Source organism: Alteromonas sp. G4i13, assembly GCF_054960505.1.
The window spans coordinates 72,386-97,808 of sequence record NZ_JBHNYX010000003.1 but is presented as its reverse complement, the minus strand read 5'-3'; the positions used below and the strand labels follow the sequence as shown (position 1 = coordinate 97,808).

General features: G+C 43.9%; 19 protein-coding genes. All 19 read left to right on the top strand.

The window, feature by feature from the left end:
• The first annotated feature begins 16 nt into the window (after window positions 1-16).
• The 19 genes from ACFI6J_RS02205 (at window position 17) to ACFI6J_RS02115 (ending at window position 25,417) form a co-directional block, all read left to right on the top strand.
• Window positions 17-1,717 (top strand): dihydrolipoyllysine-residue acetyltransferase, encoded by a 1,701-nt coding sequence (locus ACFI6J_RS02205; protein ID WP_462585655.1) that lies wholly within the window; start codon window positions 17-19, stop codon window positions 1,715-1,717.
• A gap of 147 nt (window positions 1,718-1,864) precedes the next feature.
• Window positions 1,865-2,743 (top strand): 23S rRNA (adenine(2030)-N(6))-methyltransferase RlmJ, encoded by an 879-nt coding sequence (locus ACFI6J_RS02200; RefSeq protein WP_462585653.1) that lies wholly within the window; start codon window positions 1,865-1,867, stop codon window positions 2,741-2,743.
• A gap of 83 nt (window positions 2,744-2,826) precedes the next feature.
• A complete protein-coding gene (locus ACFI6J_RS02195) occupies window positions 2,827-4,707 on the top strand; it encodes a protein kinase domain-containing protein (protein ID WP_462585651.1) in 1,881 nt (626 codons plus the stop codon).
• Window positions 4,700-5,560 (top strand): acyl-CoA thioesterase II, encoded by an 861-nt coding sequence (gene tesB / locus ACFI6J_RS02190; protein ID WP_014949536.1) that lies wholly within the window; start codon window positions 4,700-4,702, stop codon window positions 5,558-5,560. Before ACFI6J_RS02195 ends, tesB begins: the two co-directional genes overlap by 8 nt.
• Window positions 5,561-5,570: 10 nt before the next feature.
• Window positions 5,571-6,095 (top strand): gamma carbonic anhydrase family protein, encoded by a 525-nt coding sequence (locus ACFI6J_RS02185; protein WP_014979334.1) that lies wholly within the window; start codon window positions 5,571-5,573, stop codon window positions 6,093-6,095.
• A gap of 520 nt (window positions 6,096-6,615) precedes the next feature.
• Window positions 6,616-7,737 (top strand): pyridoxal-phosphate-dependent aminotransferase family protein, encoded by a 1,122-nt coding sequence (locus ACFI6J_RS02180; protein ID WP_232375932.1) that lies wholly within the window; start codon window positions 6,616-6,618, stop codon window positions 7,735-7,737.
• Between the two features lie 372 nt (window positions 7,738-8,109).
• On the top strand, window positions 8,110-8,841 hold the full coding sequence (locus ACFI6J_RS02175) for an SIMPL domain-containing protein (RefSeq protein ID WP_371342464.1): 732 nt from the start codon (window positions 8,110-8,112) through the stop codon (window positions 8,839-8,841).
• Window positions 8,842-8,853: 12 nt separating this feature from the next.
• The gene (locus ACFI6J_RS02170; protein ID WP_014998395.1) at window positions 8,854-9,309 is read left to right on the top strand and encodes a GAF domain-containing protein; all 456 of its coding nucleotides are present in this window, start codon (window positions 8,854-8,856) and stop codon (window positions 9,307-9,309) included.
• Between the two features lie 2 nt (window positions 9,310-9,311).
• On the top strand, window positions 9,312-9,602 hold the full coding sequence (locus ACFI6J_RS02165) for a hypothetical protein (RefSeq protein ID WP_014949541.1): 291 nt from the start codon (window positions 9,312-9,314) through the stop codon (window positions 9,600-9,602).
• A gap of 16 nt (window positions 9,603-9,618) precedes the next feature.
• Window positions 9,619-10,287, top strand: a complete 669-nt coding sequence (gene proQ, locus ACFI6J_RS02160; RefSeq protein WP_014949542.1) for an RNA chaperone ProQ — start codon at window positions 9,619-9,621, stop codon at window positions 10,285-10,287.
• 3 nt (window positions 10,288-10,290) lie between these two features.
• On the top strand, window positions 10,291-12,333 hold the full coding sequence (gene prc / locus ACFI6J_RS02155) for a carboxy terminal-processing peptidase (RefSeq protein ID WP_014949543.1): 2,043 nt from the start codon (window positions 10,291-10,293) through the stop codon (window positions 12,331-12,333).
• An 82-nt stretch (window positions 12,334-12,415) separates the two neighbouring features.
• Entirely contained in the window at window positions 12,416-13,750 is a 1,335-nt protein-coding gene (locus ACFI6J_RS02150) for a sodium-dependent transporter (protein ID WP_014949544.1), read from the top strand.
• A 72-nt stretch (window positions 13,751-13,822) separates the two neighbouring features.
• Window positions 13,823-15,298: a Na+/H+ antiporter NhaC gene (gene nhaC, locus ACFI6J_RS02145; RefSeq protein ID WP_014979337.1), complete on the top strand. Its 1,476-nt coding sequence runs from the start codon at window positions 13,823-13,825 to the stop codon at window positions 15,296-15,298.
• A 47-nt stretch (window positions 15,299-15,345) separates the two neighbouring features.
• Window positions 15,346-17,955 carry an aminopeptidase N gene (gene pepN / locus ACFI6J_RS02140; protein ID WP_462585646.1) on the top strand — a complete coding sequence of 870 codons (2,610 nt, stop codon included), beginning with the start codon at window positions 15,346-15,348 and terminating at the stop codon, window positions 17,953-17,955.
• Window positions 17,942-18,184, top strand: coding sequence for a DUF2835 family protein (locus ACFI6J_RS02135; RefSeq protein WP_014949547.1), 243 nt, complete (start codon window positions 17,942-17,944; stop codon window positions 18,182-18,184). The genes pepN and ACFI6J_RS02135 overlap by 14 nt, the downstream gene beginning before the upstream one ends.
• Before the next feature lie 333 nt (window positions 18,185-18,517).
• Complete coding sequence (locus ACFI6J_RS02130) at window positions 18,518-20,578, top strand: DUF1302 domain-containing protein (protein ID WP_014949548.1); 2,061 nt, start codon at window positions 18,518-18,520, stop codon at window positions 20,576-20,578.
• 11 nt (window positions 20,579-20,589) lie between these two features.
• Window positions 20,590-21,957: a DUF1329 domain-containing protein gene (locus ACFI6J_RS02125; RefSeq protein WP_014949549.1), complete on the top strand. Its 1,368-nt coding sequence runs from the start codon at window positions 20,590-20,592 to the stop codon at window positions 21,955-21,957.
• Window positions 21,958-22,036: 79 nt separating this feature from the next.
• Window positions 22,037-23,083 carry a WD40/YVTN/BNR-like repeat-containing protein gene (locus ACFI6J_RS02120; RefSeq protein WP_014976597.1) on the top strand — a complete coding sequence of 349 codons (1,047 nt, stop codon included), beginning with the start codon at window positions 22,037-22,039 and terminating at the stop codon, window positions 23,081-23,083.
• Window positions 23,084-23,098: 15 nt separating this feature from the next.
• On the top strand, window positions 23,099-25,417 hold the full coding sequence (locus ACFI6J_RS02115; RefSeq protein ID WP_069944360.1) for an efflux RND transporter permease subunit: 2,319 nt from the start codon (window positions 23,099-23,101) through the stop codon (window positions 25,415-25,417).
• Window positions 25,418-25,423: the final 6 nt, after the last annotated feature.

The following is a 25,423-nucleotide window of genomic DNA, read 5'->3' as shown; positions in this document are numbered from 1 at the left end:
GCCGGGGGACGATGAAATGACAATTGAATTTATCTTACCGGACATTGGTGAAGGTATAGTTGAATGCGAACTTCTGGAATGGTTAGTTTCTGAAGGTGAGCATATAGAAGAAGATCAACCTGTCGCGGAAGTAATGACCGACAAGGCTACCGTGCAAATTCCTGCAATGCATGCGGGTGTGGTTAATAAACTGCATTACGCGGTAGGCGATATTGCTAAAGTGCACGCACCGTTATTCTCTATGACGCCAGATGATGCCGACGCTAACTCAGATACACAAGAAGACGCGCAAGCGGAAGTAAAAGACAATGCGTCTGAAACAGCGACAGCGAATGACAGTGCTTCTTCAAGCGCTTCAAACGGCAAACACATTGAAGACTTTATTCTACCAGATATTGGTGAGGGTATAGTTGAATGTGAGATTGTGAAATGGAATGTAGCTGAAGGCGATGAAATAGAAGAAGACCAAGCCGTTGTAGAAGTGATGACCGACAAGGCAGTGGTAGAGATCCCCGCTAAAAACGCAGGTACCGTGCATCGTCTTTATTACGCGCAAGGCGATATAGCGAAAGTGCATAGTGCATTGTTTGCGTTAGAAGTTGCCGGTGAAGTCACAACTACTAGCGGTACTAATGACGAATCACCATCGGTAAACAACAGCGCTTCAAGCGTTGCATCTCAAAGTTCAATGAACACGCAAACAAACGGTGCAAGTCAGCAATCAGCGCAAGTTGCTCCTTCAAAATTCAGCGACGGTGAATACGAGCCACCTATCACTATAGAAGGTAAGGTGTTGGCTAGCCCCGCGGTAAGACGTGTTGCAAGAGAAAAGAATATCGACCTTTCTACTGTGGAAGGCTCGGGTAAAAAGGGGCGGATCCTTAAGTCTGACGTGTTGAATCTACAACATTCGAATGTTGACACGTCGTCTCAAAATACGTCATCTTCTGCGCCAAGCTCATCTACCGCAGAAAAAGGTGATTTGAATAGCACAAGCACTGTGCTTAAAGGCAGCGTTAGAACGGAAAAAGTACGCGGTATTCAGGCAGCTATGGCGAAGCAAATGTCGGCTTCGGTCTATACTATCCCGCACTTCACAGTCAGTGACGAGTTGGTAATGGACAACCTGATGGCGCTACGCAAGCTGCTTAAACCTGAATTTGAAGCGAAGAACGTAAAACTCAGCTTTATGCCGTTTTTCGTTAAAGCAATGTCGTTGGCACTTAATGAGTTCCCTGTCATTAACAGTCAGCTTAACGAAGACGCCACTGAGATAAGCTACTTCGCAGATCACAATATTGGTTTTGCAGTAGACTCTAAAATTGGTTTGCTTGTACCCAATATTAAGCGTGTTCAAGACCTATCTCTGTTAGATATTGCTGTTCAAATGCAGGATATTATCGAACAAGCCAGAGCGGGCCGCGTGGCTGGCGAGCACCTAAAAGGCGGTACGATTAGTATCTCTAATATCGGTGCAATAGGCGGTATTACCGCAACGCCAGTAATTAATAAGCCAGAAGCTGCTATTGTTGCTCTCGGTAAAACGCAGAAACTTCCGCGTTTTGATGATGAAGGGAATGTTAGCGCGCAAAATATCATGGCGGTTAATTGGTCTGGCGACCACCGTATTATTGATGGTGCGACGATGGTGCGATTTAATAATCTATGGATGAGTTACCTAACTCAGCCGGAAAAAATGTTGATGCACCTTAAGTGATATCATTCAAAGCAATTTGATTTGCAGTAGCAATATTTTTAAAGGGCCAATAGTAAAACTATTGGCCCTTTTTTGTTTTGTATACCTCAAAGCGCGTTGACGTTATTATAGAGCACTATAAACAAACGAAAATTTTACTGAGGTTTTGTGCTTAGTTATCAACATGCCTTTCATGCGGGCAACCACGCTGATGTCATCAAACATCTTTGTTGGATTGGCGTTATCAACGCATTAAAGAAAAAAGATAAACCTTTTACGCTTTTCGACACCCACGCAGGCGCGGGCGCGTACGATCTAACCGATGCCATGTCATCAAAAAATAAAGAGTATGAGACGGGTATATCTCGTTTGCTTATAGATGATAAAGGCGTTCAGGACTTGCCAAATTTGTTGGCCGACTATCTATTGTTGTGCCAACCATTTCTAGCGCAGCAGCAATATCCGGGCTCGCCTGCAATAAGCGCAAAAGCGAAAAGGGATAGTGATAATTTACACCTAATGGAACTTCATCCTGCGGAATTCGATAAACTAGACAACAACGTGTCCCGTTTACGCACCCGTAATAGCCACGTACATAAACGAGACGGATATGAAGGTCTTCGCGCACTTACGCCACCTAAACCCAATCGCGGTGCTATTTTAATCGACCCTCCTTATGAGCGCGTGAATGAATATAGCGACCTTATTAAGGGTGTGGAACAGGTATTTAAACGCTGGCAGCAGGCACAAATCGTAGTGTGGTATCCACTATTGTCAGAGAGGGCTGGTGCCAAAAGTGGTGCAAGTGAAGCTATGTGCGAGAAGCTTGCAGCATTAGGTAAACCCTGTTTTAAAGCAGAAATACATGTAGCAGAAAATACCCCAGATGCTGGAATGTATGGTTCTGGCGTATTCGTGTTAAACCCGCCTTGGCAATTAGATGCTAATTTAGAGAGCGCGCTAGAAAGCGTTGTTGGTATGTTAGGTGCTGATGAAACGGGTTATCACGCTACAGCGCATGTTACCTGGATAAACGAAGATAATTGATTGCTGTGCAGTTTAACAATGGTAAGCGTATCGCTGCTGATTAATCTGTTTCAAAAAGTCACTAAAAATGTGAAGTAAAAAATATGTCGCAACTCAAAGGCCTAAAACATTTCTATATACCTGATGAGCAGTCGATATATTTGCTATCCCATGCGGATGCGAAAAAACTAAAAGACTGGGTAAACCTTTGCATTTCACAGTTAGAAGGGTTGGGTTACAGTGACATCGAACTTTTAGGGAAAGGGGCCTTTGGTTTTGCGTTTGCAGGGAATGCACCAAGCGGTGAATCACGGGTATTTAAGTTTTCGCGAATAACGTTGCCGCAGCATGTGCAAGATAGACTAGAAGAGGAAGCTTTTATGCTTTCTCACGTTAATCATGAGTTTGTGCCGCGGTTTATTGAATATCAACAAATACGCAAACAATCCATCTTGGTTATGGGGCGCGCACCTGGCGAAGACCTAGAAAAAGTCAGCTTGAAAACAGGCCCACTTTCGCCCCGTATTATCGTCAAAATTGCAGTGCAGGTCGGCGAACTTTTATCCAGTTTTCGCCAATACAGTGAAAATGGAGAAATTAAACCCATTGTGCACGGAGACATAAAGCCCTCGAATCTGGTTTGGGATGCCGAAAATGAATCGGTTGGATTGATTGATTGGGGCTCTTCAGTGTTCGCACAGACTGACATCACTGGGCAATATGTAGGTAACAATGTAATGGATTTAATGTCGGGTGAACTGCATCAAACCAACGCCCGACTTGGTGATGTTTATTTTATTGGAGAAGAGCAACTTAATGGCGCACTTTCCAGCCCACGCTTTGATGAACAAGGCCTGGCGAGCACCCTGTATGCTTTGGCTTCAGGACAGTCGTGCCGTTATGGCAGTAAAGTTATTACGCCGTCATCCCTTGGACTACCCAAAATGCTCGCGAATATTTTGGAATATATGCTTAGTGAAGATCCAGTAAAGAGAAGGCAGGGCGGAGATTACCTGTTTAATCATCTCCACGTTTTAAAGAATATGGTTTTCACACAAGACAAGCCAGCGCAATACACTCCGCTAATACCTACGTGGCTGGCCCACTCTCAAAACCGTGCTGATATTGAAACCGTTGTTTACAGCTCTCGAAAATCTTACCTACGCCAACAGGCCAGATTGTCTGATTCATTAGATGAGAAAGACGTAGAGGAACTTCGCTATATAGACGACGCGCAATTTGACCGCTATTACAAAAACTACTTACAGGGAATGGGCGATACCGAAAAAGCTTTTGTTTCCGCAATCAGTAGACTGGGCCGTTACCCCGTGGTTGGCGGGATGGCTGTGCGCTGGGAGCCCGAAGGTATATATGTCGATTCAAGCCTGAACCTGTATGATGAATCGTTGAAAACTGCGTTTGATTTAGCAGTAAATAATGTCATTAACTTAGCAAGAGCTATTCATAAGCCCGCCGTGTTCAAATGCTGTATGTTCAACGCCAAAAACACGCTGCACATTGAACGCGAAAGTGAAGATGAAGACTTTAAACCATCAGACGGTATGTTTATTCCCTACGAACTATCACGGGTTTCTGCACAAAAGGATGAAAGCCGTACTCACTCATATTTCGAAGATGGCGATGATCCGGACGAACTATTAAAGCTGCCTCAGGATATTATCGATACCATCGTTCAACTTAATACAATACATCACACTGGTTGTATTATATTTGAAGCATTACCTCGGCATTTGAAAATTCACAACTATTACACGTTGCTTGATCACAGCCAAGAAGAGCGCTTCCACGCATTATTAGCGCAACTCGTTCAGCAAATTCCCAAAATAAAAGGGCTAGGCATTTCAGGGTTTATGAAGTTACCCTATAAAGATACGCGTTTTTTCGAGCATAAAGCAAAATTGCCTGAAAAGTACTACCCGCGAAACCCAAAAGCAGTAATTGAAGAGAAAGTACAACATGTCTGAGATTAAACTATCGTCACTTTTTGAACTCGAAACAGTGGAAGCTGGCATCTATCGAGGTCAAAGCTGGGATTTAGGCTTCCGCGCCTTGTTTGGTGGACAAGTTTTGGGGCAAGCGTTAGCAGCTGCATACGAAACAGTTGAGGCTGGTAGAGTCGCACACTCATTCCACACTTATTTTTTACTACCAGGCGATGCTAAAAAGCCTGTAGTTTACGATGTTGAAGTAGTGCGAGACGGCAGAAGTTTCTCTGCTAGACGGGTTAAAGCCATTCAGGATGGTAGAAATATCTTCTACATGACAGCGTCTTTTCAGGTTCCTCAAGATGGCATGGAGCATCAAAACCCAACAATGCCAGATGTGCCTGCGCCGGAAGATGTGCAGTCTGACATTGAATTCTATGAAGCTAACTTCAATAAGATTGCACGTCCTATGCAAGAAGCGTTGAGCTATCATAAACCTGTAGATATCCGCACGGTAGATGCAGCTAACTCTTACCAGTCAGCGAAACGCGAACCGACGCGTTATATCTGGTTAAAAGCAAGAGACACAATGAATGCATCACTGACTGTTCATCAAGCTGCGCTTGCTTACGCATCAGATTATCATTTTCTCAGTACGTCGCTTCAACCACACGGTGTTGCGGTAACCGATAAATCACTTCGAATCGCAACGATAGACCATGCTATGTGGTTCCACCGCCCAATCAATATGAACGAATGGTTATTGTATGCAATGGAGAGTCCTTTTAGCGGAGGCTCTAGAGGTTTGGTACGCGGACAAATATTTAACCAAAACGGTGAACTTGTTGCGTCAACCATGCAAGAAGGATTAATGAGAAAAGTAGACGAATAGGGAGAGGATAATGCGCTACAAATTAGGTTCTACATCACCGCTGGTTGATGAAAGTACGTTTATAGCGCCAGGCGCACATGTTATTGGTAATGTTGAACTCAAAGTGGGTTCAAGCGTTTGGTTCAATGCGGTTATACGCGGCGATATGGACAAGATAACCGTTGGTGAAAATACGAATATCCAAGATGGCAGCGTATTACACACCGATGCAGGTATTCCTTTAGTGCTAGGTGAAGGGGTAACAGTAGGACATAAAGTCATGCTTCACGGCTGCGAGATTGGTGACTATTCCTTGATAGGAATTAACGCTGTCGTATTAAACGGTGCAAAAATTGGAAAGTACTGCATCATTGGCGCTAACGCTTTAATAACGGAAAACATGGAAATTCCAGATTACAGTTTAGTAGTTGGAGCGCCTGGTAAAGTCATTAGAACATTTGATGAGAAGATCGAACCCAAACTAAAAGCGTCCGCTGAACATTACGTAGATAACGCCAAAACATATAAGTCATCATTACAGCCAGTTGATAGCTGAAATTTAAGACTAGGCTGTTCGCGATATTTTGAATCCCCATAAAAAATGCCCAGAACAAACGTTCCGGGCCTAGGGGAATGGCTCATTGCTGAGCCGTGCGCTAACTTTTACACAGGAGAGTTTAAATAAAATCTTTTAAACGGACAATGAGTATAGAATACATTTGTTTAAATTATAAACAATTTTTGTGTGAATTTTATCTTACACTCTCAACGTCAATTAAATTGTAGAACTTATACGTTAGTAATCAATGGACTAAAGACTGGTCGGATGTGGTGTTTTTTGAGCAAAAAGGTGTACGATTTATATCCACATGTTGCACACATTTTATCCACGTGATGAAGCGTTGTTAATATATACCCTTGTTAAATATATAGACATACTTTCATTCATGTAGGTTATGTTGAAAACAGACGGTTGTACCATGCCATTATCCTTGTAGTATGACGTCAACGTTCATGCTAAATATGCGTGATACTGACTCTAAAAACAGGCTCTTACATTAATACGAGGATGGATTATGCAATCATTTTCTACTTTTATTCCCCCTGAACGGACGTTGATGGGTCCAGGACCATCCGATGTTAACCCCAGAATTTTGAACGCCATGGCGAGACCCACCCTGGGCCATCTCGATCCATTATTCATTGAGTTAATGGACCAAACCAAGCAGCTTTTACAGTATGCGTTTAAAACTGAGAATGCACTTACTATGCCTATTTCTGCTCCGGGCTCAGCAGGAATGGAGGCATGTTTTGTTAATCTTGTAGAACCAGGCGATAAGGTACTCGTGTGTATTAACGGCGTATTTGGCAATCGAATGGTCGAAAACGTAGAGCGTTGTGGTGGTGAGGCTATTACCGTCAACAATACATGGGGCGAGCAAACTGACCTTAATGTGGTAGAAGACACCCTTAAAGCCAATCCGGATATTAAGATCCTTGCCTTTGTTCACGCCGAAACATCTACGGGCGTACGCAATGAAGCCAAAGCGCTTTGTGAGCTGGCTAAAAAGTATGATTGTCTTAGCATTGTTGATGCAGTTACCTCTCTTGGAGGTATCGAGTTAGATGTTGACGGTTGGAGCATTGACGCTATTTATTCAGGTTCACAGAAGTGTTTGAGTTGCGTGCCGGGTATCTCTCCTGTTTCATTTAGTGAAAGAGCAGTTAACGTTATTCAAAACCGAAAAACGAAAGTGCAAAGCTGGTTTCTAGACATGAACTTGATTGTTGGTTATTGGGGGCAGGGCGCCAAGCGTGCCTACCACCATACCGCACCTGTCAACAGTATGTACGCTATGTACGAAGCACTTCTGATTTTAAAAGAAGAAGGCTTAGAAAATGCGTGGCAGCGTCATGCATTGGGTCATGAAAAACTTGCGCAGGGTCTAAATGAACTTGGGTTAGAGCTAACAGTAGACAGTGCTTATCGTTTGCCTCAATTGAATGTAGTTAAAATTCCAGACGGCGTAGACGATGCTGCCGTTCGCAAGCAATTGCTTGAAGATTTTAATTTAGAAATCGGCGCCGGTTTAGGCGATCATGCCGGTAAAGTATGGCGAATTGGTCTTATGGGATACGCATGTAAACCCCGTAATATCGATCACTGCCTTGCTGCGTTGCGCACTGTGCTTAAGTAAAACGCCTAGCGCCTTTTACTCTTTTCGGTCAACACGTTCAGCGAGATGCTTAGCTGAACGGTTGGCTTTTAGCCGTTAACATAGCGCTTTGATATCAGTCCGCATAGATCATTACCCACTCAGTGAGGTTTAAAATCTTCGTAATCACGTCGTGTTACCGCAGGTATAGTGGAACTACATCAAGTTGACTGGTATTACTTATCCATTTTTGGGTCTTGCCTCATAAAAAGCGCATCTCGGCGAAGTTATATCTCTTCTCGTCTTAGTTCAGTGCTAAGATTTCGTTTATTGCGTATATTCATAAACTATTCAGTTTTAAACATTTATCCTTTAGGTAACGTAATTAAAAGGCACCATAAAAAAGGAATCTCTATGAAAATGATCACGCGTACTAATACTTATTCGACAGCTAAAAGTGTAGTTAAAAAAGCATTGTTAGCATCATCATTTATTGCCTTATCTGCACCTATGGTTGCTGCACAGGCCGCACAAGAAGCGGTTATAAATGTGCAAGGCGTAGGAGCGGTAGAAGTGACACCAAACGCTTATTCAGTCACACTCGTTGTTGAAGAAGAAGGTAATACAGTAGGTAAACTGAACACTCAGCTTGATTCGGACCTCCGCTCTATTGTTAAGTTCTTGCTTAATCAAGGTATAGATGAAAAGCATATTCAAAGTATGCAGGTACGTCTGCAGCCTCGCTACATCAATACCCCCCAAGGGCGTGTGCAAGAAGGCTTTACGCTTTCTCGTGATATCACTGTAACTTCGACTGACCTCGATACTTACGACAAAGTACTTGATGGTGTGCTTAAAAGAGGTGTCGATCGTATCCAACAGTTTAATTTCATTTCTATAGGTGAAGGCGATGCGTATCAGAAGGCGCTTATTGCTGCTGTGAAAGACGCAAAGCAACGTGCACAGTTATTAGCGAAAGAATTGGGTATAGAAGTAGGCGAAGTTGTTGCAATCTCAGAATCTGGTGGCAATATGCCGATTCCAGTAATGCGCGCAGAGGCTTTTGCCAAAGACATGTCAATGTCGCTACCAGGGCAAGAGCGTGTAGAAGCGCGGGTTAATGTGTCTTTTAACATTGTTCAATAGCAGGAAATACGATTGAAAGAACAACAGTATGGTCAGTTAATTAGCCAAGCTAAGAGTTTGGTATCTGGCGAGCACGATCTTATCGCTAATATGGCAAATATAAGTGCGCTGCTTTTCAATAGCCTCGAAGAGGTGAATTGGGCAGGTTTTTATTTGTATAAAGAAGACCAGCTAGTACTAGGGCCATTCCAGGGGCAACCTGCATGTATTCGCATTCCTCTTGGAAAAGGTGTTTGTGGTACGAGTGCAAGTACAAGAACGGTACAGCGTATAGCAGATGTGCATCAATTCGAAGGTCATATCGCTTGTGACGCTGCATCAAATTCTGAAATAGTTGTTCCTCTGGTGTTAAACGATACGCTTATTGGCGTATTGGACATCGACAGCCCTGTTTTTGAACGCTTTACCGAAGAAGACGAAAAAGGGCTAATTGAGATTGCTCAAATTCTTATGGATTCGCAGAAATAATTATGAAGTCCAGTGTTGATATTCACGTTGTTTTATCCACGTATGAGGATATGGAAGACTTTCATGATGACCCAGATGAGGCATCTGAACGTTTAAATTTTATCTTACATGCGGTGTACGACAATGCAGAAGAAGATATTGAAACACAGCGTTTAGAGCAAATTTTGCACTACGCATGGGAATCTTGGCAACAAGATAAGCATTTATTAGAAATAGATGACGACGAATTGCTTGATTGGGTTGACCACACGCTGGCAACTTGGGATGATGCAAGTAACGATGAAATCTCCTGAATAATTTAGAAAGTTAATGGAATCACCAGAGAAGTTTACCAACAGTAAGGAAGTGATAGCTTTCCTTGCAGAGACCTTTCCGAAATGTTTTAGCATTGAAGGCGAGGCCCGCCCACTTAAGATCGGTATTTTTCAAGATCTTGCCACACGTTTAGAAGAAGAGGAACGCGTTAGCAAAACCTTACTTCGTTCTACACTACGACATTACACCAACAGCTGGCGCTATCTTCATAGCATCAAAGAAGGTGCAAACCGTGTAGATTTAGACGGCGTTGAAGGCGATGCAATTGAAAAAGAACACGCTGATCATGCGCAGCAGCAGTTAGAAGAAAGCAAAGCAAAAGCAGCTGAAAAGCGCAAAGCTAAGCTAGCTCAGCAGCCTAAGCGAAAAGATAAACGTCAATTTAATCGTCCAAAAGGTGAAAAATCTGCAAATTCGGACCATGCTGATACTAAGCGCGGAACTAAACCGAAAAATAACAGACCAAACAATACACCACCTGCGAAATTGACAGATAGCGATTTACAGCAAGGTACGCAAGTTACCGTTAAATTAGGTAAAGCACCTATGCCTGCAGTAATTACCGAAGTAGCTAAAGATGGCATTCACGTTCAATTAGACTCAGGCATGGTAGTTAAAGTAAACGCAGACGCTTTACGTTTGGCACGCTCCAAGAGGTCGTAAAATATGAGAGACATCCTTCGAATTTCCATCGCCAGTGCTTTTCTTACCGTTGGGGTAGGAGCGGGCGCAGTTACGTCAACACCAGAGGTAGACGAGCTTCCCATTTTACAACAGGAATCTCAACACAGTGTTGCAGCTAAGCGAGTAAGCGCACTCTTTACCAGGGCGCACTACAAGGAAATTTCGTTGGATGATGCACTCTCAGCTAGAGTTTACCAGCGCTTCATCGATTCATTAGATCACAATAAACAAGTGCTATTGCTGTCTGATGTTGTGGGTTTTGAGAAATACCGCACATTGTTTGATGATGCGCTGAGTAAAGGCAACCTCTCTGTCGCCTATGATATGTATAACGTAAGCGCAAAACGACGCATTGAGCGTTATGAATTTGCACTTGCACTGTTAGAGAAAGGCCCGTTCGACTTTGAAAAAGAAGGCGATAAGTTCTTTTACGACAGAGAAGACGCTGAATGGCCAGCCAATAAAGCTGAGCTGGATGAAATTTGGCGTCAACGCGTTAAATACGACGCGTTAAATCTAATACTTGCAGACAAAACATGGGAAGAGGCGAAAGAACTTCTTACCAAACGCTATACGAGAGCGATCAAGCGCACTAAGCAAGCAAAGAGCGAAGACGTTTTTCAAACTGCAATGAATGCATTCGCACGTACAATTGAAGCTCACACCAGTTACTTATCTCCGCGTAACGCTGAACGTTTTCAAATGGACATGAACTTGTCGTTTGAAGGTATTGGTGCAGTATTGCAAAGCGAAGATGATTACACGGTAATCAAAAGCGTTGTACCTGGCGGTCCTGCAGACGAGTCTGGCGCAATAAAACCAGAAGATAAAATTGTTGGCGTAGCACAAGACGACGAAGAGTTTGTTGATGTGATTGGTTGGCGATTGGACGAAGTGGTTGAGTTAATTAAAGGCCCGAAAGGAAGTACTGTTCGTCTACAGGTTGAAAAAGGAGCCACGGACGCAAAAACCACGTCGGTAGTTAGCCTTACTCGCGATAAAATTAAGTTAGAAGATCGCGCAGCCAAATCGGAAGTGTATGTGCCAGAGACTGGCCCTCACGCGGGTGAACCTCTAGGTGTAATCACCATTCCAAGTTTTTACAACAACCTTAGTATGGATGTTGCTAAAGAAATAGAAAGCTTGAAAGCGCAAAACGTTAAAGGCGTTATTGTAGACTTGCGCGGTAATGGCGGTGGTTCTTTAACCGAAGCAACGTTACTTACTGGCCTATTTATTGAAAAAGGCCCGGTGGTTCAAATTCGATACGGTCAAAGCAAAGTTAGCGTTAACCGTGATACAGATGGCGAAGTGGCTTATGATGGCCCGTTAACCGTATTAGTTGACAGATATAGCGCGTCTGCTTCAGAGATTTTTGCGGCAGCGATGCAAGACTACAACCGTGCTCTCATCGTAGGTGAACAAACCTTCGGGAAAGGGACAGTGCAGCAGCATCGCGGTTTAGGTAAAATTTATGACCTTTACGACAACCCATTAGGTAGTGTTCAGTTTACTATCGCCAAGTTCTATCGCATTGACGGCGGCAGCACCCAGCATAAAGGCGTTATTCCTGACATTCTTTATCCATCGGCGGTTGAACCAGCTGAATGGGGAGAAAGCCAAGCGGAAAATGCGTTGCCATGGGACAGTATCAATCGCGCTAACTATACGACGTTTGCAGACGGTACTGCTGCGCTTGATGTTTTAACAGCGAAGCACAACAAACGTATTTTACAAGATCCTGAGTTTTCTTATATCCAAGACGACATAAAGGAATATAAGGAAAATAAAGACAAGAACTTCATCTCATTAGTTAAATCTGTACGTGAAGGCGAGAAGAAAGAGGCGGAAGAGAAGTCGCTTGCTCGTGCTAACGAACGTTTACAGCGATTGGGAATGGAAACTGTCACAACATTGGACGACCTACCTGAAGATATGGAAGAATTAGATCCATTCTTGGACGAGGCAGCCAATATTACATTCGATATGATCGAAACAGGCCGTTACGCTATCACAAGAAATTAAGTGATTAGAAAAAAGGGCTGGTCTAGGGCCAGCCCTTTTTTTGTGTCTATAAATTATTAAAACAATAATAAAGGGAAATAACATGGCTATCAGAGGCGAATTTTCCTCTCGAATAGGGTTCGTGCTAGCAGCGGCAGGCTCGGCAGTAGGACTAGGTAATATTTGGGGCTTTCCTACAAAGGTAGCAAGTAACGGTGGCGCAGCATTTGTTCTCGTATACTTACTGCTGGCTTTTGTACTCGCTTATCCCGTACTTATGGCAGAACTTATAATCGGACGTAGTTCACGTTCAAATATGGTTGACGCTTTAGGTAAAATATCGGGCAATTTCGTCGGAAGGCTAACGGGCATTTGGGGCTGTGTTACCGTGTCACTTATCCTTGCATTCTACGCTATTGTAGGCGGATGGATGTTGGTTTATTTCGCCGATGCTGCCGTTAGCATGGTGGGATTTACGAGCGCTAGCGACTGGCTACTCACTTCATCAGTTACGCGTAACATTATTTTCTGCTTCTTATTCATGGGTTTAACTGCATTTATCGTTGTCGGGGGTGTAAAGTCCGGCATTGAGAAGTGGTCAGTGCGTTTGATGCCTACATTGGTTATTCTCATTCTTGCATTGATTGTTTATGTGAGCCTACAGCCTGGTGCCGTAGAAGGTTGGTCAGCATATTTAGTACCTGACTTCTCTCGCGTTCTTGACCCAGACTTATTAATTAACGCCATGGGACAAGCCTTTTTCTCAATGTCGCTAGGTGTGGGTACCATGCTGGTTTATGGTTCATACCTAAGTAAAAATGAAAATCTACCTAGCATTGGTGCGTCGGTAGCGCTTGTCGATATCGGTGTTGCGGTTATTGCGGGTATGCTTATTATCCCGGCCATGTACGTTGCATTAAACAACGGCGTTGAAATCTTCACACCGGAAGGCGCGTTAATCCAAGGTGACACGCTGATTTTCAAAGTACTACCAGCACTGTTTGATACCATTGGTAGCGTAGGTCTTTTCGTTGCTTTTACCTTTTTCGCGCTAATGGCGATTGCTGCCGTCACGTCTTCAATTTCAATGTTGGAAGTTCCCGTTGCGTTTATGGTAGAAAGTAAAGGTCTTCAACGTAAAAAGGCCGTGTTATTAATGGCATCGGTCATCTTTGTATTAAGCTGCATCATCATTTTAAATTTTGAAACCTTGTTCGGCTTTGTTATCGCATTAACTACCGAGTATAGCCAACCGTTACTAGGACTCGCCTTGTGTATTTTCGCAGGTTGGGTGTGGCGCAGAGATGCAATACTCGATGAACTTAAACAAGGTGATCAGTTTGCTGAACACAGCATTTTCTGGAAGATTTGGCCTTGGTACGTTCGCTTTGTGTGTCCCGTTATCATTGCGCTTATGTTCTACCGCTCAGTCTTCTAAAGCATTCTGGTAAAAAGCGGACAGCACGCTTAACGCGTTACAAATACAATAATAAGGTTTTAAAAAACGACAATGACGAATAAAGAAATAAAAACGCCGTCACTTCTCGATGCAATGCTTCCTATTCTTGCGTTAGTCATAATGATGGGAAGCGCAGTTTATTTGTTTGCCGATAACTCTTCTTACGGTCCAAACCAAATTGCACTTCTTTTAGCGATGGGCTTAGCTGCTATCATTGGAATGAAAAATGGCTACAGCTGGAAAACTATCGAAAAGGGCATTGTAGACGGTATCTCAATGTCTTTAGGTGCCTGCTTGATTCTGTTAGCGGTAGGTTCTCTTATTGGCACATGGATGCTAGCTGGAACCGTGCCTACGCTTATCTATTTCGGTTTAGAGTTGCTTAACCCCTCGTTTTTCTATGCTGCCGCTTGTCTGATTTGTGCGGTTGTTGCAATGAGTATAGGTAGTTCTTGGACTACCGCGGCGACTGTGGGTGTTGCGCTAATGGGGGTTTCTGCAGGTATGGAAATGTCGGCAGCCATAACAGCCGGCGCAGTAGTTTCAGGTGCATACTTTGGCGATAAAATTTCGCCCTTATCTGAAACAACAAACTTAGCGCCTGCCGTTGCGGGCACGGATTTATTTGAGCACATTCGTTACATGCTTTGGACGACGATTCCGAGCTTTGTTATTGCGCTTATTCTATTTACGGTACTAGGCTTTAGTGAAGTGGGTGAAGCCAAAGCAGAACGCATTGAGCAGATGCAACTTTTGTTAAATGAGTCCTTTGACTTAGGTTGGCATTTGTTAATCCCCCTTGTCGTTTTGCTCACCTTAGCGATTAAAAAGATGCCTGCGTTTCCAGCTGTTTTTATCGGCGCTTTGTTAGGTGGCGTTTGGGCAGTTGTATTCCAGTGGGATGTGGTTACTTCTATGGCAAGTGGTGACGACTCGGTGAATGTAGGTGCGTTGAAGGTAGTTTGGACTGCGCTTTTCGATGGCGTGAGCTTCTCAACACCTGACGAGAACTTAAATAGCTTGCTTTCTCGTGGTGGCATGTCTTCTATGTTAAATACCATTTGGTTGATCATCTGTGCAATGTCGTTTGGTGCCGTATTAGAGCGTGTTGGCCTATTAAAGCGTGCAGTTTCTGCCATATTAATTGGTGCAAAATCCGCAGGGGATATGGTGAGCCGAACCATTCTTACTTGTTTTGGTACCAACCTGGTTACTGCGGATCAGTATATTTCAATCGTGATGCCAGGCCGTATGTACAAAGAAGAATTCAAAAAGCGTGGTTTAGATCAATTGAATCTTTCTCGAAGCCTTGAAGACGGCGGCACACTTACGTCTCCACTTATTCCTTGGAACACCTGTGGTGCTTACATGCACAGTGTTTTATTAGTCAATCCATTTGATTACGTATTCTATGCATTCTTCAACGTAATCAACCCGATCCTTGCTGTTATTTATGCGTATTTAGGTATTAAGATTTTACGTATTACGCCACCGCATGTTGAAGTAAACAGCAAAGATACGGTTTAACACAGAGTTCCAATTAAACCCACGTAGGCTTTCTTCCAGGAGGATCTATGTCAGTTCAAGCTAAACGCCGGGCGGATTACCAGCCGCCCGCTTTTTCAATAGCGACAGTTGACCTACATATAACGCTACACCCAACGCAAACCAAAGTTATCAGCACGTTGTCCGTCACTCGTAATGGCGCGCACGATAGTCCTTTAGTACTTGATGGCGATAATTTATCGCTAGATTCTATTTCTATTAACGGTACGCATCTATCTGATAATGAATACACAGTAACAGATAGCGCTTTAAGCGTAGTTACTGAACTTGATGAGTTCGTCATAGAAATTACCAATACCATTGCCCCTGAGCACAACAAAGCGCTGGAAGGCTTGTATTTATCAGGTGGTGCCTATTGTACGCAGTGTGAAGCGGAAGGGTTTCGTCGCATTACGTACTTCATGGACCGCCCGGATGTTTTGTCGGTCTACACAGTGACGGTAGTTGCCGACAAATCAGTACCGATGCTTTTGGCCAATGGCAACCCAGTGGACAAGGGCGAAGTTGACGAAAATGCGCATTTTGTTAAATGGCACGATCCACATCCAAAACCTTGCTACCTTTTTGCTCTAGTTGCCGGTGACTTCGATTTACTTACCGATAGCTACACCACCACTAGCGGTAAAGAGGTTGCGCTAGAGCTTTATGTTGATAAAGGCAAAAAATCTCAAGGTATTTTCGCATTAGAATCTCTCAAACGGGCGATGAAGTGGGACGAAGATGTGTTCGGGTTAGAGTACGACTTAGATATCTACATGATTGTTGCCGTCGATTTCTTCAATATGGGAGCGATGGAAAACAAGGGCTTAAATGTATTTAACAGTAAGTTTGTATTAGCCGATCAAAAAAGTGCCACCGACGATGACTTTTTCAATGTTGAGTCGGTTATCGCGCACGAGTACTTCCACAACTGGACCGGCAACCGTGTTACTTGTCGCGATTGGTTCCAGCTAAGCCTTAAAGAGGGGCTTACTGTATTTAGAGACCAACAGTTCAGCGCTGATATGACTTCGGCGTTAAGTAATCGTATAAAGCACGTTCGTGTTATGCGAGAACACCAGTTTGCAGAAGATGCGAGTGCAATGAGTCATCCAATTCGTCCAGAAGAAGTCATTGAAATGAACAACTTCTACACGGTGACGGTTTATGACAAAGGCGCTGAAGTTATTCGCATGTTCCACACATTATTGGGGCCTGACGGCTTCAGACGTGGTATGGACGAGTACTTTAGAAGACACGACGGTCAGGCTGTCACCTGTGATGACTTCATTTCAGCAATGCAGACTGCTACTGATTTAGATTTAACCCAGTTTACCCGCTGGTATAGTCAATCTGGTACGCCAGTGATTTCTGTCGCACACAGCACTGAGGTCGATGATGATGGCATTGTTAAGCATAGCTTTACATTGTCACAGCACACACCTGCAACCTCCGATCAGAAAGAAAAGCTTCCTCTATATATTCCTGTAAATATCGAGATTATTGATGATGAGGGGAAAAGCTATACAGACAACGAGTCGTTAATTCAAAACGGCATGGTCATTTTAAAAGATGATTCTATGCGTTTTACTGTAGAAGCCAAAACTACTAATTTAACACCTGTAGTATTGGGTAACTTCTCAGCGCCAGCGAAAGTAGAAAACCCATTGGGGACAGAGTCTTTACTTACTATATTTAAGCATGCGAAAGATCCATTTAATCGTTGGGATGCAATGCAAACGTTGTATGACCGCTGTGTGAAGCAATTAGAGGAATCGCCGGGGTCTGGTATCAGCAATGAAATCTGGAACGGTATCAAGCAAGCGATTGCCCAAGAGCAGAACAACCTTGAATTGCTGAGTGAATGTTTAGTCATACCTTCGTTTGAGACTCTGTGCCAAAGCCGAAGTAACATAAACGTTTCCGCACTTTCGAAAGCGAGAAAAGCGTTCTGCGACCAGTTTGCTCGCGCACTCGAAAAAGAGCTAAAACAAGTCTTCGAAAATATTGAGAAAAGCGCGTATTGCTACACGCAAGAAGCGGTGAATCAACGTCGCTGCAGAAATGTCGTGCTTGCACACTTAGCGCGGTTACCCCAACACGAGCATATTGTGGTTTCTCAGTTTGAAACCGCTGATAATATGACAGATACGCTAGGCGCGTTGAGAAGCGCACAACACTGTAGCGCCACCACTTTCGACAGTTTGATGGCTCAGTTTGAGGAATCGTGGAATCATGACCCGCTTGTTTTGGACAAATGGTTCGCACTCCACGCTACACAAAATCGAGACGATATCTTTGCGACTATCACAATGTTATGTGAGCACCCTCAGTTCGCAATGAGTAACCCGAACCGTGTTCGTTCTGTTATTGGTAGCTTCGCTTTCTATAACAGCGAAAGGTTTCATGCACTCGATGGCAGTGGATATAAATTTGTAACCGACTACTTACTTAAGCTCGATGCGGTCAACCCACAGGTTGCCGCCCGTATTGTAACGCCACTGACGCAATGGCAGGGCTTTGCAAGCGAGCATCAGGTTCATATGAAGCAACAGCTTGGCCGTTTGCTTAATCACAAAGGTTTAAGTAAAGATTTGTTTGAGAAAGTAAGTAAAAGCCTTGCTTATGACAAGCATTAGCCAAACTGACTCGGTTTTTTACTTTTCAATAAATGCACCTTACAAGCAATGTGAGGTGCTTTATATTCCATCTATGCCAGATGTGGTCATGGTCAGTGAATCAGGCCTAAGCGTCCAAGTACCGACCAACCGGCTCAGGCAATTTGTTACGTCTGATGGTATTAAAGGTCGTTTTAGGATGATTATTGATGCCAACAAAAAAATAAAATCCTTCGAAAGGCTCGCATAGAGCCTTTTTTGTACGCGACGAATTACTCTCTTGTATACGAGTTTTCACCACTCCCATACGTAACACTTATGCGTTTTCTTTTGTCATTGAGCGTCCCAAAATACTTAACGCAACAGTTTTGCAATATTTCTGTACATTTTTCCTGCAAGTTTATAAATGCCTTTTATACTCACAATAAAGCAATAACTATTTGATACGACTAATGTTGTAAATTTTGTTAACTGGTAGGATTAGTTCTTGCGGTTATGGCAAAATGATGTAATGATTTTGTTAATCGTTATGGTTGGTCATGATGTCACGTATTAAGTCACATCGACTTGGGAGTATAAAAATATGAAAAACGGGCCTAGCGCTTTTAAGATATCACCGGTAGCAGCGGGAGTTCTCTCACTGCTAGGTGCTGCTGCAGTACCTGCACACGCTGCGAATTGGCAAGTGGGTGATGTAAGTATTTCTTTAGATTCAACATTTACATTAGCTACAAGTATTCGAACAGAGGCAAGAGATTACGACCTTATAGGTAACAGTAACCATCCTCAATTCGACTGGAGCGGTTATCACGCAGCTTTCAATCCTTTATACCCAAGTGGCGACGTGTGGGGTTTAGCAGATGGCGGTTATTCCACCAATGGTGACCTTGGTAACCTTGCACACGATCCAGGTGACGCGTTTGCAACGCAAATTTCAGGTACTCATGAATTAGATATCAATTTTGGCGACTATGGTTTCTTCGCCCGTGGTTTCTGGTTCTACGACTTTGAGCAAATGGACGGCGACCGTCCATACTCTAACCCAATAACGGGTAACCAATACGACTTGTGTCAAGACCCTGAAGCAGAAGACCTACTGTGTACCGATGTACGTCTTTACGACGCATTCTTCTATGGCGACTGGTGGATTGGCGACAAACCACTTACGCTTCGTGTAGGCCGTCAGGTGATCAGTTGGGGTGAAAGTACATTCATCCAGCACGGTATTAACACAACGAACCCTGTTGATGTAACACGAGCTCGTGCTCCAGGTGCAGAACTTAAAGAAGTATTCCTTCCAGTAGGGATGGTGTACGCGTCTTTAGGTTTGACTGACACAGTGAGTATTTCTGGTTATTACCAGTACGAATGGCAGCGCAGCTGGCTTCCAGTTTCTGGCAGCTACTTCGCGGGCAACGACTTTGCAGGTGAGGGCGGTCAACGCCAAAATATCCAGCTTGGTTTCAGTGGTAACCCAGACATCGACTTAGATCACCTTCTCACTGCGTTAAACGGATATGGCGATTTGCTTCGCTCTGGCGCTAATCCAGCTGACATTTCGCAAGCCTACCTTGCTTATCCAACCAAAGTGGCTATCCGCGGTTTTTCTGACGAAGCGCACAATGACGCGGACGATCAGGGTCAATACGGTTTACGCTTGACGTGGTTTGCTGAGAATTTGAATGAAACAGAGTTTAGTTTCTATCACATCAATTACCACAGCCAACGCCCGCTTATCTCAGGTAAGACATCCGATTTTACTGCTGAAGGAATTGGCGCGGATCTCGCGTTCCTAGCGTCTAATACCGTTACTCGCGACAACATCACTGAACTGGGTGCATTTACACAGTCAGAGTTCTTCTACCCAGAAGATATCAAACTTTATGGTATGAGCTTTAACACTAACATCGGTACTACGGCTCTTGCGGGTGAATTTGCTTACCGTGTAGATGAGCCGCTTCAAATCGATGATGTTGAATTGCTTTACATGGGTATGCCAGAGCAGCTAGCGAATGCTGGGCTACGTCCAGATTTAGAAGGTATTTCACAGCTAAACAATATCGGAAGAGCAGTAGGTCCAGGCGAAACAGCGGAAGGTTATCTATTCTCTGATACATGGCAAATGCAGTTTACTGCCTCACACGTGTTTGGCCCTAAATTTGGCTCTGACAACTTCGTACTATTAGGCGAAGTAGGTTATGTGAACGTTGTAGATATGCCAGATCCGAACGTAATTCGCTTAAATGCGCCTGGTACAGCACGTACGCCGTCACTAGAGCCTATCAATGGCAATAGTCGTGAAGGTTTACACCAAGCGCTATCAGACGGACCAGAGACTAACCCGTTTGCTACTGACGATGCGTGGGGTTACCGCTTACTTGCTGTCGCTGATTACAACGACGTCATGGCCGGAATTAACTTACGTGCTCGTGCAACATTCTCTCACGATGTAGAGGGTACAACACCAGACCCTCTATTCCTTTTCACAGAAGATGTTAAGTCTGCTGCAATTTCATTGACGTTCGACTACCTAAGCAAGTGGTCAGCAACAGCGTCGTACAGCGCTTTCTGGGGCGGTATTGGTACTACTAATGCGCTATCAGACAGAGACTTCGTTTCATTTAACATCAAATATGCAATCTAAGAGTGGTATTTATGATTAGAAAAGTAGGAATTATCGCTGCGGCTTTATCACTTGCTCTGTCAGGTGCAAGCGCGATGGCAAAGGTGTCTGACGCAGATGCCAATAAACTAGGTAACGAATTGACGCCACTGGGCGCTATGAAAGCAGGTAATGCAGACGGCAGTATCCCAGCGTGGACTGGCGGTATTACTTCAGCACCAGCGGGCTACACAGTGGGTGATCACCATCCAGACCCGTACCCTGAAGATAAAGTGCTATTTGAAATCACGGCACAAAACTACAAAGAATATGCGGACTTTCTATCTGAAGGTCAGAAAAAGCTTTTCGAAGCTTACCCTGAAACCTTCCGTATGCCGGTTTACCCAACGCGTCGTTCTGCGTCTAATCCACAGGCTATCTACGACGCAACTAAGGTAAATGCAACTAGCGCGGAGCTACTAGACGGCGGTAACGGAATTAAAGGGGCTGTTCTCGGTATTCCGTTCCCAATTCCACAAAATGGTCTTGAAGCTATTTGGAACCATATACTTCGCTATCGCGGTGAAGCGGTTCAGCGTAATGGTGGTCAAGCTGCAGTAACAACTGGTGGTGATTACAACGTAATCGGTTTTGACGAGCAGTTATTAATTAAGTACGCAGAAGAAGGTGCTACACCAGAAAAGCTTACTGACGAAAACGTCCTTTTCATGTTTAAACAAAAAGTAACAAAGCCTGCTCGTTTGGCGGGTACAGCACTGCTTGTACATGAAACAGTTGACCAAGTAAAAGAGCCGCGTAAAGCATGGACCTACAACACGGGTCAGCGCCGTGTACGTCTAGCACCAAACATTGCTTATGATACACCTGGAACTGCAGCTGATGGCCTTCGTACTACCGATGACTTTGATATGTTTAACGGCTCACCAAACCGTTACAACTGGAAGTTAGTGGGTAAGAAAGAAATGTTCGTTGCATACAACAACTATGCACTTCATTCAGATAATGCGAAGTACGATGACATCTTAAAGCCAAACCACGTTAATCCAGACCTAACACGTTGGGAAAAACACCGCGTTTGGGAAGTAGAAGCCACATTGAAAGACGGTTTCCGTCATATTTATCAAAAGCGTGTATTCTTCATTGATGAAGATAGCTGGCAAATTCAAGTTGCTGATATGTATGATAATCGTGGCGAACTTTATCGTGTTGGTGTAGCGTATGGTGTGAACTATTATGAAGTACCTACCCAGTGGTCTACGCTGGATGTGTACCATGACTTGAACTCTCGTCGTTACCTGGCCATTGGCCTCGATAACGAAGAAGAGATGTACGACTTCACCGTACGCCCACGAGATGTGGAATTCACACCTCAGGCGTTACGACGAGAAGGTATGCGCTAATCGCCTTAAACAACAAACGGTTGGCAATTGCCAGCCGTTTTTGTATGCAGACAATTATAAATAGGGGGAATGGTTAATTATGAAAAAAACCATTGCAGCGTGCATTGCCGCCACTTTCGCAGTTAATTACTCTACAACTGCAATCGCCGAAGAAGCATTCATGGCACCACTGGTTGAGCAATCGGTTCTTTTGGACATAGACGCTGATACATTTGTCGTTATTGTCGGTGAACGCGGTCACGTGTTAGTTTCAGAGGATGGTGAGGCATTTACTCAAAAAGCCGTACCAACACAATCAACGCTTACAGCGACAACTGTTGTAGGCGATAATATTTGGGCAGTGGGCCACGACGCTGTCATTCTTCATTCTTCAGATAAAGGCGAAACGTGGGAAATTCAAAATTTCCAACCTGACCTTCAGCGCCCATTTCTAGACGTATTATTCTTCAATGAAAAGCAGGGGATTGCTACAGGTGCCTATGGCTTGTTCTATCGAACCTTAGACGGTGGAAAAACGTGGACGGCAGAACGTCATGCCAGTCTGCTTGACCCAATGGATCAAGAATACCTTGAAGATATTCGAAAAGAAGATGAAGACTTCTATCAGCAAGAACTTGAATCTATTTTACCCCACTTAAACAGAATTACCCTTGATGGTGATACGCTTTACCTAGCAGGCGAAGCCGGGTTGCTAGCCAAAAGTACCAATATGGGAGAATCGTGGGAACGGTATTACGTCGACTATACAGGATCGTTTTTCGATATTAAGCCGCTTGATGAAAATACCGTTCTAGCGGTTGGCCTTCGCGGAAATATATTTGTTAACAGAAATGAAGGTGAGTGGGAATACGTACAAACTTGCTCAACCAGCACACTAAATTCAATTCTAATTGGTTCTGAATCGAAGGTTTATGCTTTGGGTAACAACGGGATGATGGTAAGCGCACAGCGACCTTTACCCACCAGTATGCGAGACCCCTATGCAAACCTTTCAGATTGCGAAGCTGATGAAGGCATTGTCGTTTCACAAATTAAAGACAAAGCCGCGCTTCTTAATGCAACACAGTTTAAAGGTAAGAATATTGCCGTTACTGCGAATGGCATTAAAACGTTGAATTTAAAATAGGGCAGTATAAAAACAATGACCCATTTTCTTGAAAAATTAGTATTCGGAAACCGTAAAATTGTCGTAGCCTTGTTTGCTATAGCCACAGTTTTCCTTGGTTACCAAGCTTCACAAATGCGCTTAGACGCAGGTTTTGAAAAGAACATACCGCTAAATCACGAATACATGAAAACGTACATTGAGCACCGCCAAGATTTTGGTGGCGCTAACAATATATTAGTTTCTGTGTGTGATAAAAACGATAACATCTACAATCAAAACTTCTTCGATACATTAAAGAATGTTCACGACCAACTCTTCTTTATTAATGGGGTGAACCGTTCGTTAGTTATTTCGCTTTTCTCTCCTTCAACCCGCTTTACTGAAATTGTGGAAGGCGGCTTTGCAGGCGGACCGGTAATTCCTGCCGACTTTAATTCTGCAAGCCCAGAAGCATTAGAGTTGGTGGCTGCCAACGTAGAAAAGGCAAACATCGTCGGAAGACAAGTATCCAGTGATTACAGCTGCGCAATGGTAACAGCGCAATTGCTCGATATTGACCCGCAAACTGGCGAACCTCTCAATACATTGGCATTAGCAGCAGAGCTTGAAGAGCAGCTTCGCGGTCAATATGAAAACGAAAATACGTCTATTCATATAATTGGCTTTGCGAAAATGATTGGCGATGTGGCCGACGGTGCAAAAGACGTGTTGATCTTTTTCGCCATTGCTATCGCGATTACTGCCGTAATGGTGTATTTCTTCTCGCGCAGCATCATGCTTACGTTATTGCCATTAGTATGCTCAATCATTGCCGTTATCTGGCAGCTAGGACTGCTTACTTCAATTGGCTTTGGTATGGACCCTATGTCAATACTGGTGCCATTTTTGGTATTTGCCATTGGTGTGAGCCACGGCGTACAAATGATTAACGCGGTAGAAAAACAAGCCGTAACCGGTATTGGTGCTAAACGGGCATCTATGGCGGCATTCAGAAACTTGCTGGTTCCAGGCGGAATTGCATTGTTATCTGATACGGTTGGCTTTATGACGTTATTAGTAATCGATATCGGCATTATTCGCGAGTTGGCGATTACGGCAAGTATGGGTGTAGCGGTAATCATTCTTACCAACTTGTTGCTGCTGCCTGTGCTGATGAGCTTCTTAAAACTTGACCAGAAATATGTCGAAAAATTCGCGGGTAAAGAAAACGCTAATTCGAAATTCTGGGAAGTCATTGCAGCTTGTTCACGTAAAAAGCCTGCTGCAATAATTCTTATCGTTACTGCTATCCTATTCGTGTTTGGTCATTTCCAAGCTCAGAATATGAAGATAGGGGACTTACATGCGGGTGCACCTGCGCTTCATGAAACGTCACGCTACAATCAGGACACTTTCCTGATTACCGATAAGTACGAAGTAACGGTAGATTACATTTCTATTTTGGTTGAAACCACACCAGAAGCTTGTACGTCACACAGCGTGATGAAGGCCATGGACGATTTCCAGTGGAAAATGGAAAATGTTCAAGGCGTTCAATCGGCGGTTTCGTTGGCATCTGTTGCCAAAATTGTTAACGCAGGTTACAACGAAGGCAACGTTAAGTGGCAGGTACTCCCTCGGAACCAGCAAACATTGGTGCAGGCAATTTCTCGCGTTCCAACGTCGTCTGGTTTACTTAACGGCGACTGCTCGGTCATGCCAATTATTCTGTTTATGGAAGACCACAAAGCAGAAACGATCTCTCGTGTCGTTGAAGCGGTAAAAGCGTATCGCGATGAATATCAAACCGATGATATGAAGTTCAGTCTTGCTTCTGGGCCTGTTGGCGTGATGGCCGCAACTAATGAAGCGGTTAGTGCAGCGCAAGACCCTATGATGCTTTATGTATTTGGCGCCGTTATTGCGTTGTGTTTAATTAGCTTCCGCTCGCTGCGTGCTACGTTAGTTGTTGTTATTCCGCTGTATGTGGTGTCTGTACTGGCGCAAGCCTTAATGACATACCTTCAAATTGGCCTCACCGTTTCTACATTACCAGTTATCGCACTTGGCGTGGGTATAGGTGTGGACTATGGTATTTATATACTCTCTACCAAGAGCTTAATGCTGAAGAAAGGCGCTACCGTTCAAGAAGCATATTTCGCTGCATTAAAAGAACGTGGAAGTGCTGTGCTATTTACCGGTATTACGCTGGCAATAGGCGTGAGCACATGGGTGTTCTCTTCGCTTAAGTTCCAAATGGATATGGGCATTTTGCTTACATTTATGTTCGTCGTGAACATGCTTGGAGCAATAATTGTACTGCCTGCACTAGCAAGATTCCTATGGTGGAACAAGAATGACCCTGATGCATAAAATATT

Bases quoted from the DNA above. Each gene is read 5' to 3' on its own strand.
- ACFI6J_RS02205 (WP_462585655.1), top strand. From the start codon at position 17: ATGACAATTGAATTTATCTTACCGGACATTGGTGAAGGTATAGTTGAA.
- ACFI6J_RS02130 (WP_014949548.1), top strand. From the start codon at position 18,518: ATGAAAAACGGGCCTAGCGCTTTTAAGATATCACCGGTAGCAGCGGGA.
- proQ (WP_014949542.1), top strand. From the start codon at position 9,619: ATGGAATCACCAGAGAAGTTTACCAACAGTAAGGAAGTGATAGCTTTC.
- ACFI6J_RS02180 (WP_232375932.1), top strand. From the start codon at position 6,616: ATGCAATCATTTTCTACTTTTATTCCCCCTGAACGGACGTTGATGGGT.
- ACFI6J_RS02185 (WP_014979334.1), top strand. From the start codon at position 5,571: ATGCGCTACAAATTAGGTTCTACATCACCGCTGGTTGATGAAAGTACG.
- ACFI6J_RS02125 (WP_014949549.1), top strand. From the start codon at position 20,590: ATGATTAGAAAAGTAGGAATTATCGCTGCGGCTTTATCACTTGCTCTG.
- ACFI6J_RS02175 (WP_371342464.1), top strand. From the start codon at position 8,110: ATGAAAATGATCACGCGTACTAATACTTATTCGACAGCTAAAAGTGTA.
- prc (WP_014949543.1), top strand. From the start codon at position 10,291: ATGAGAGACATCCTTCGAATTTCCATCGCCAGTGCTTTTCTTACCGTT.
- pepN (WP_462585646.1), top strand. From the start codon at position 15,346: ATGTCAGTTCAAGCTAAACGCCGGGCGGATTACCAGCCGCCCGCTTTT.
- ACFI6J_RS02120 (WP_014976597.1), top strand. From the start codon at position 22,037: ATGAAAAAAACCATTGCAGCGTGCATTGCCGCCACTTTCGCAGTTAAT.
- ACFI6J_RS02165 (WP_014949541.1), top strand. From the start codon at position 9,312: ATGAAGTCCAGTGTTGATATTCACGTTGTTTTATCCACGTATGAGGAT.
- nhaC (WP_014979337.1), top strand. From the start codon at position 13,823: ATGACGAATAAAGAAATAAAAACGCCGTCACTTCTCGATGCAATGCTT.
- ACFI6J_RS02195 (WP_462585651.1), top strand. From the start codon at position 2,827: ATGTCGCAACTCAAAGGCCTAAAACATTTCTATATACCTGATGAGCAG.
- ACFI6J_RS02150 (WP_014949544.1), top strand. From the start codon at position 12,416: ATGGCTATCAGAGGCGAATTTTCCTCTCGAATAGGGTTCGTGCTAGCA.
- ACFI6J_RS02115 (WP_069944360.1), top strand. From the start codon at position 23,099: ATGACCCATTTTCTTGAAAAATTAGTATTCGGAAACCGTAAAATTGTC.
- tesB (WP_014949536.1), top strand. From the start codon at position 4,700: ATGTCTGAGATTAAACTATCGTCACTTTTTGAACTCGAAACAGTGGAA.
- ACFI6J_RS02135 (WP_014949547.1), top strand. From the start codon at position 17,942: ATGACAAGCATTAGCCAAACTGACTCGGTTTTTTACTTTTCAATAAAT.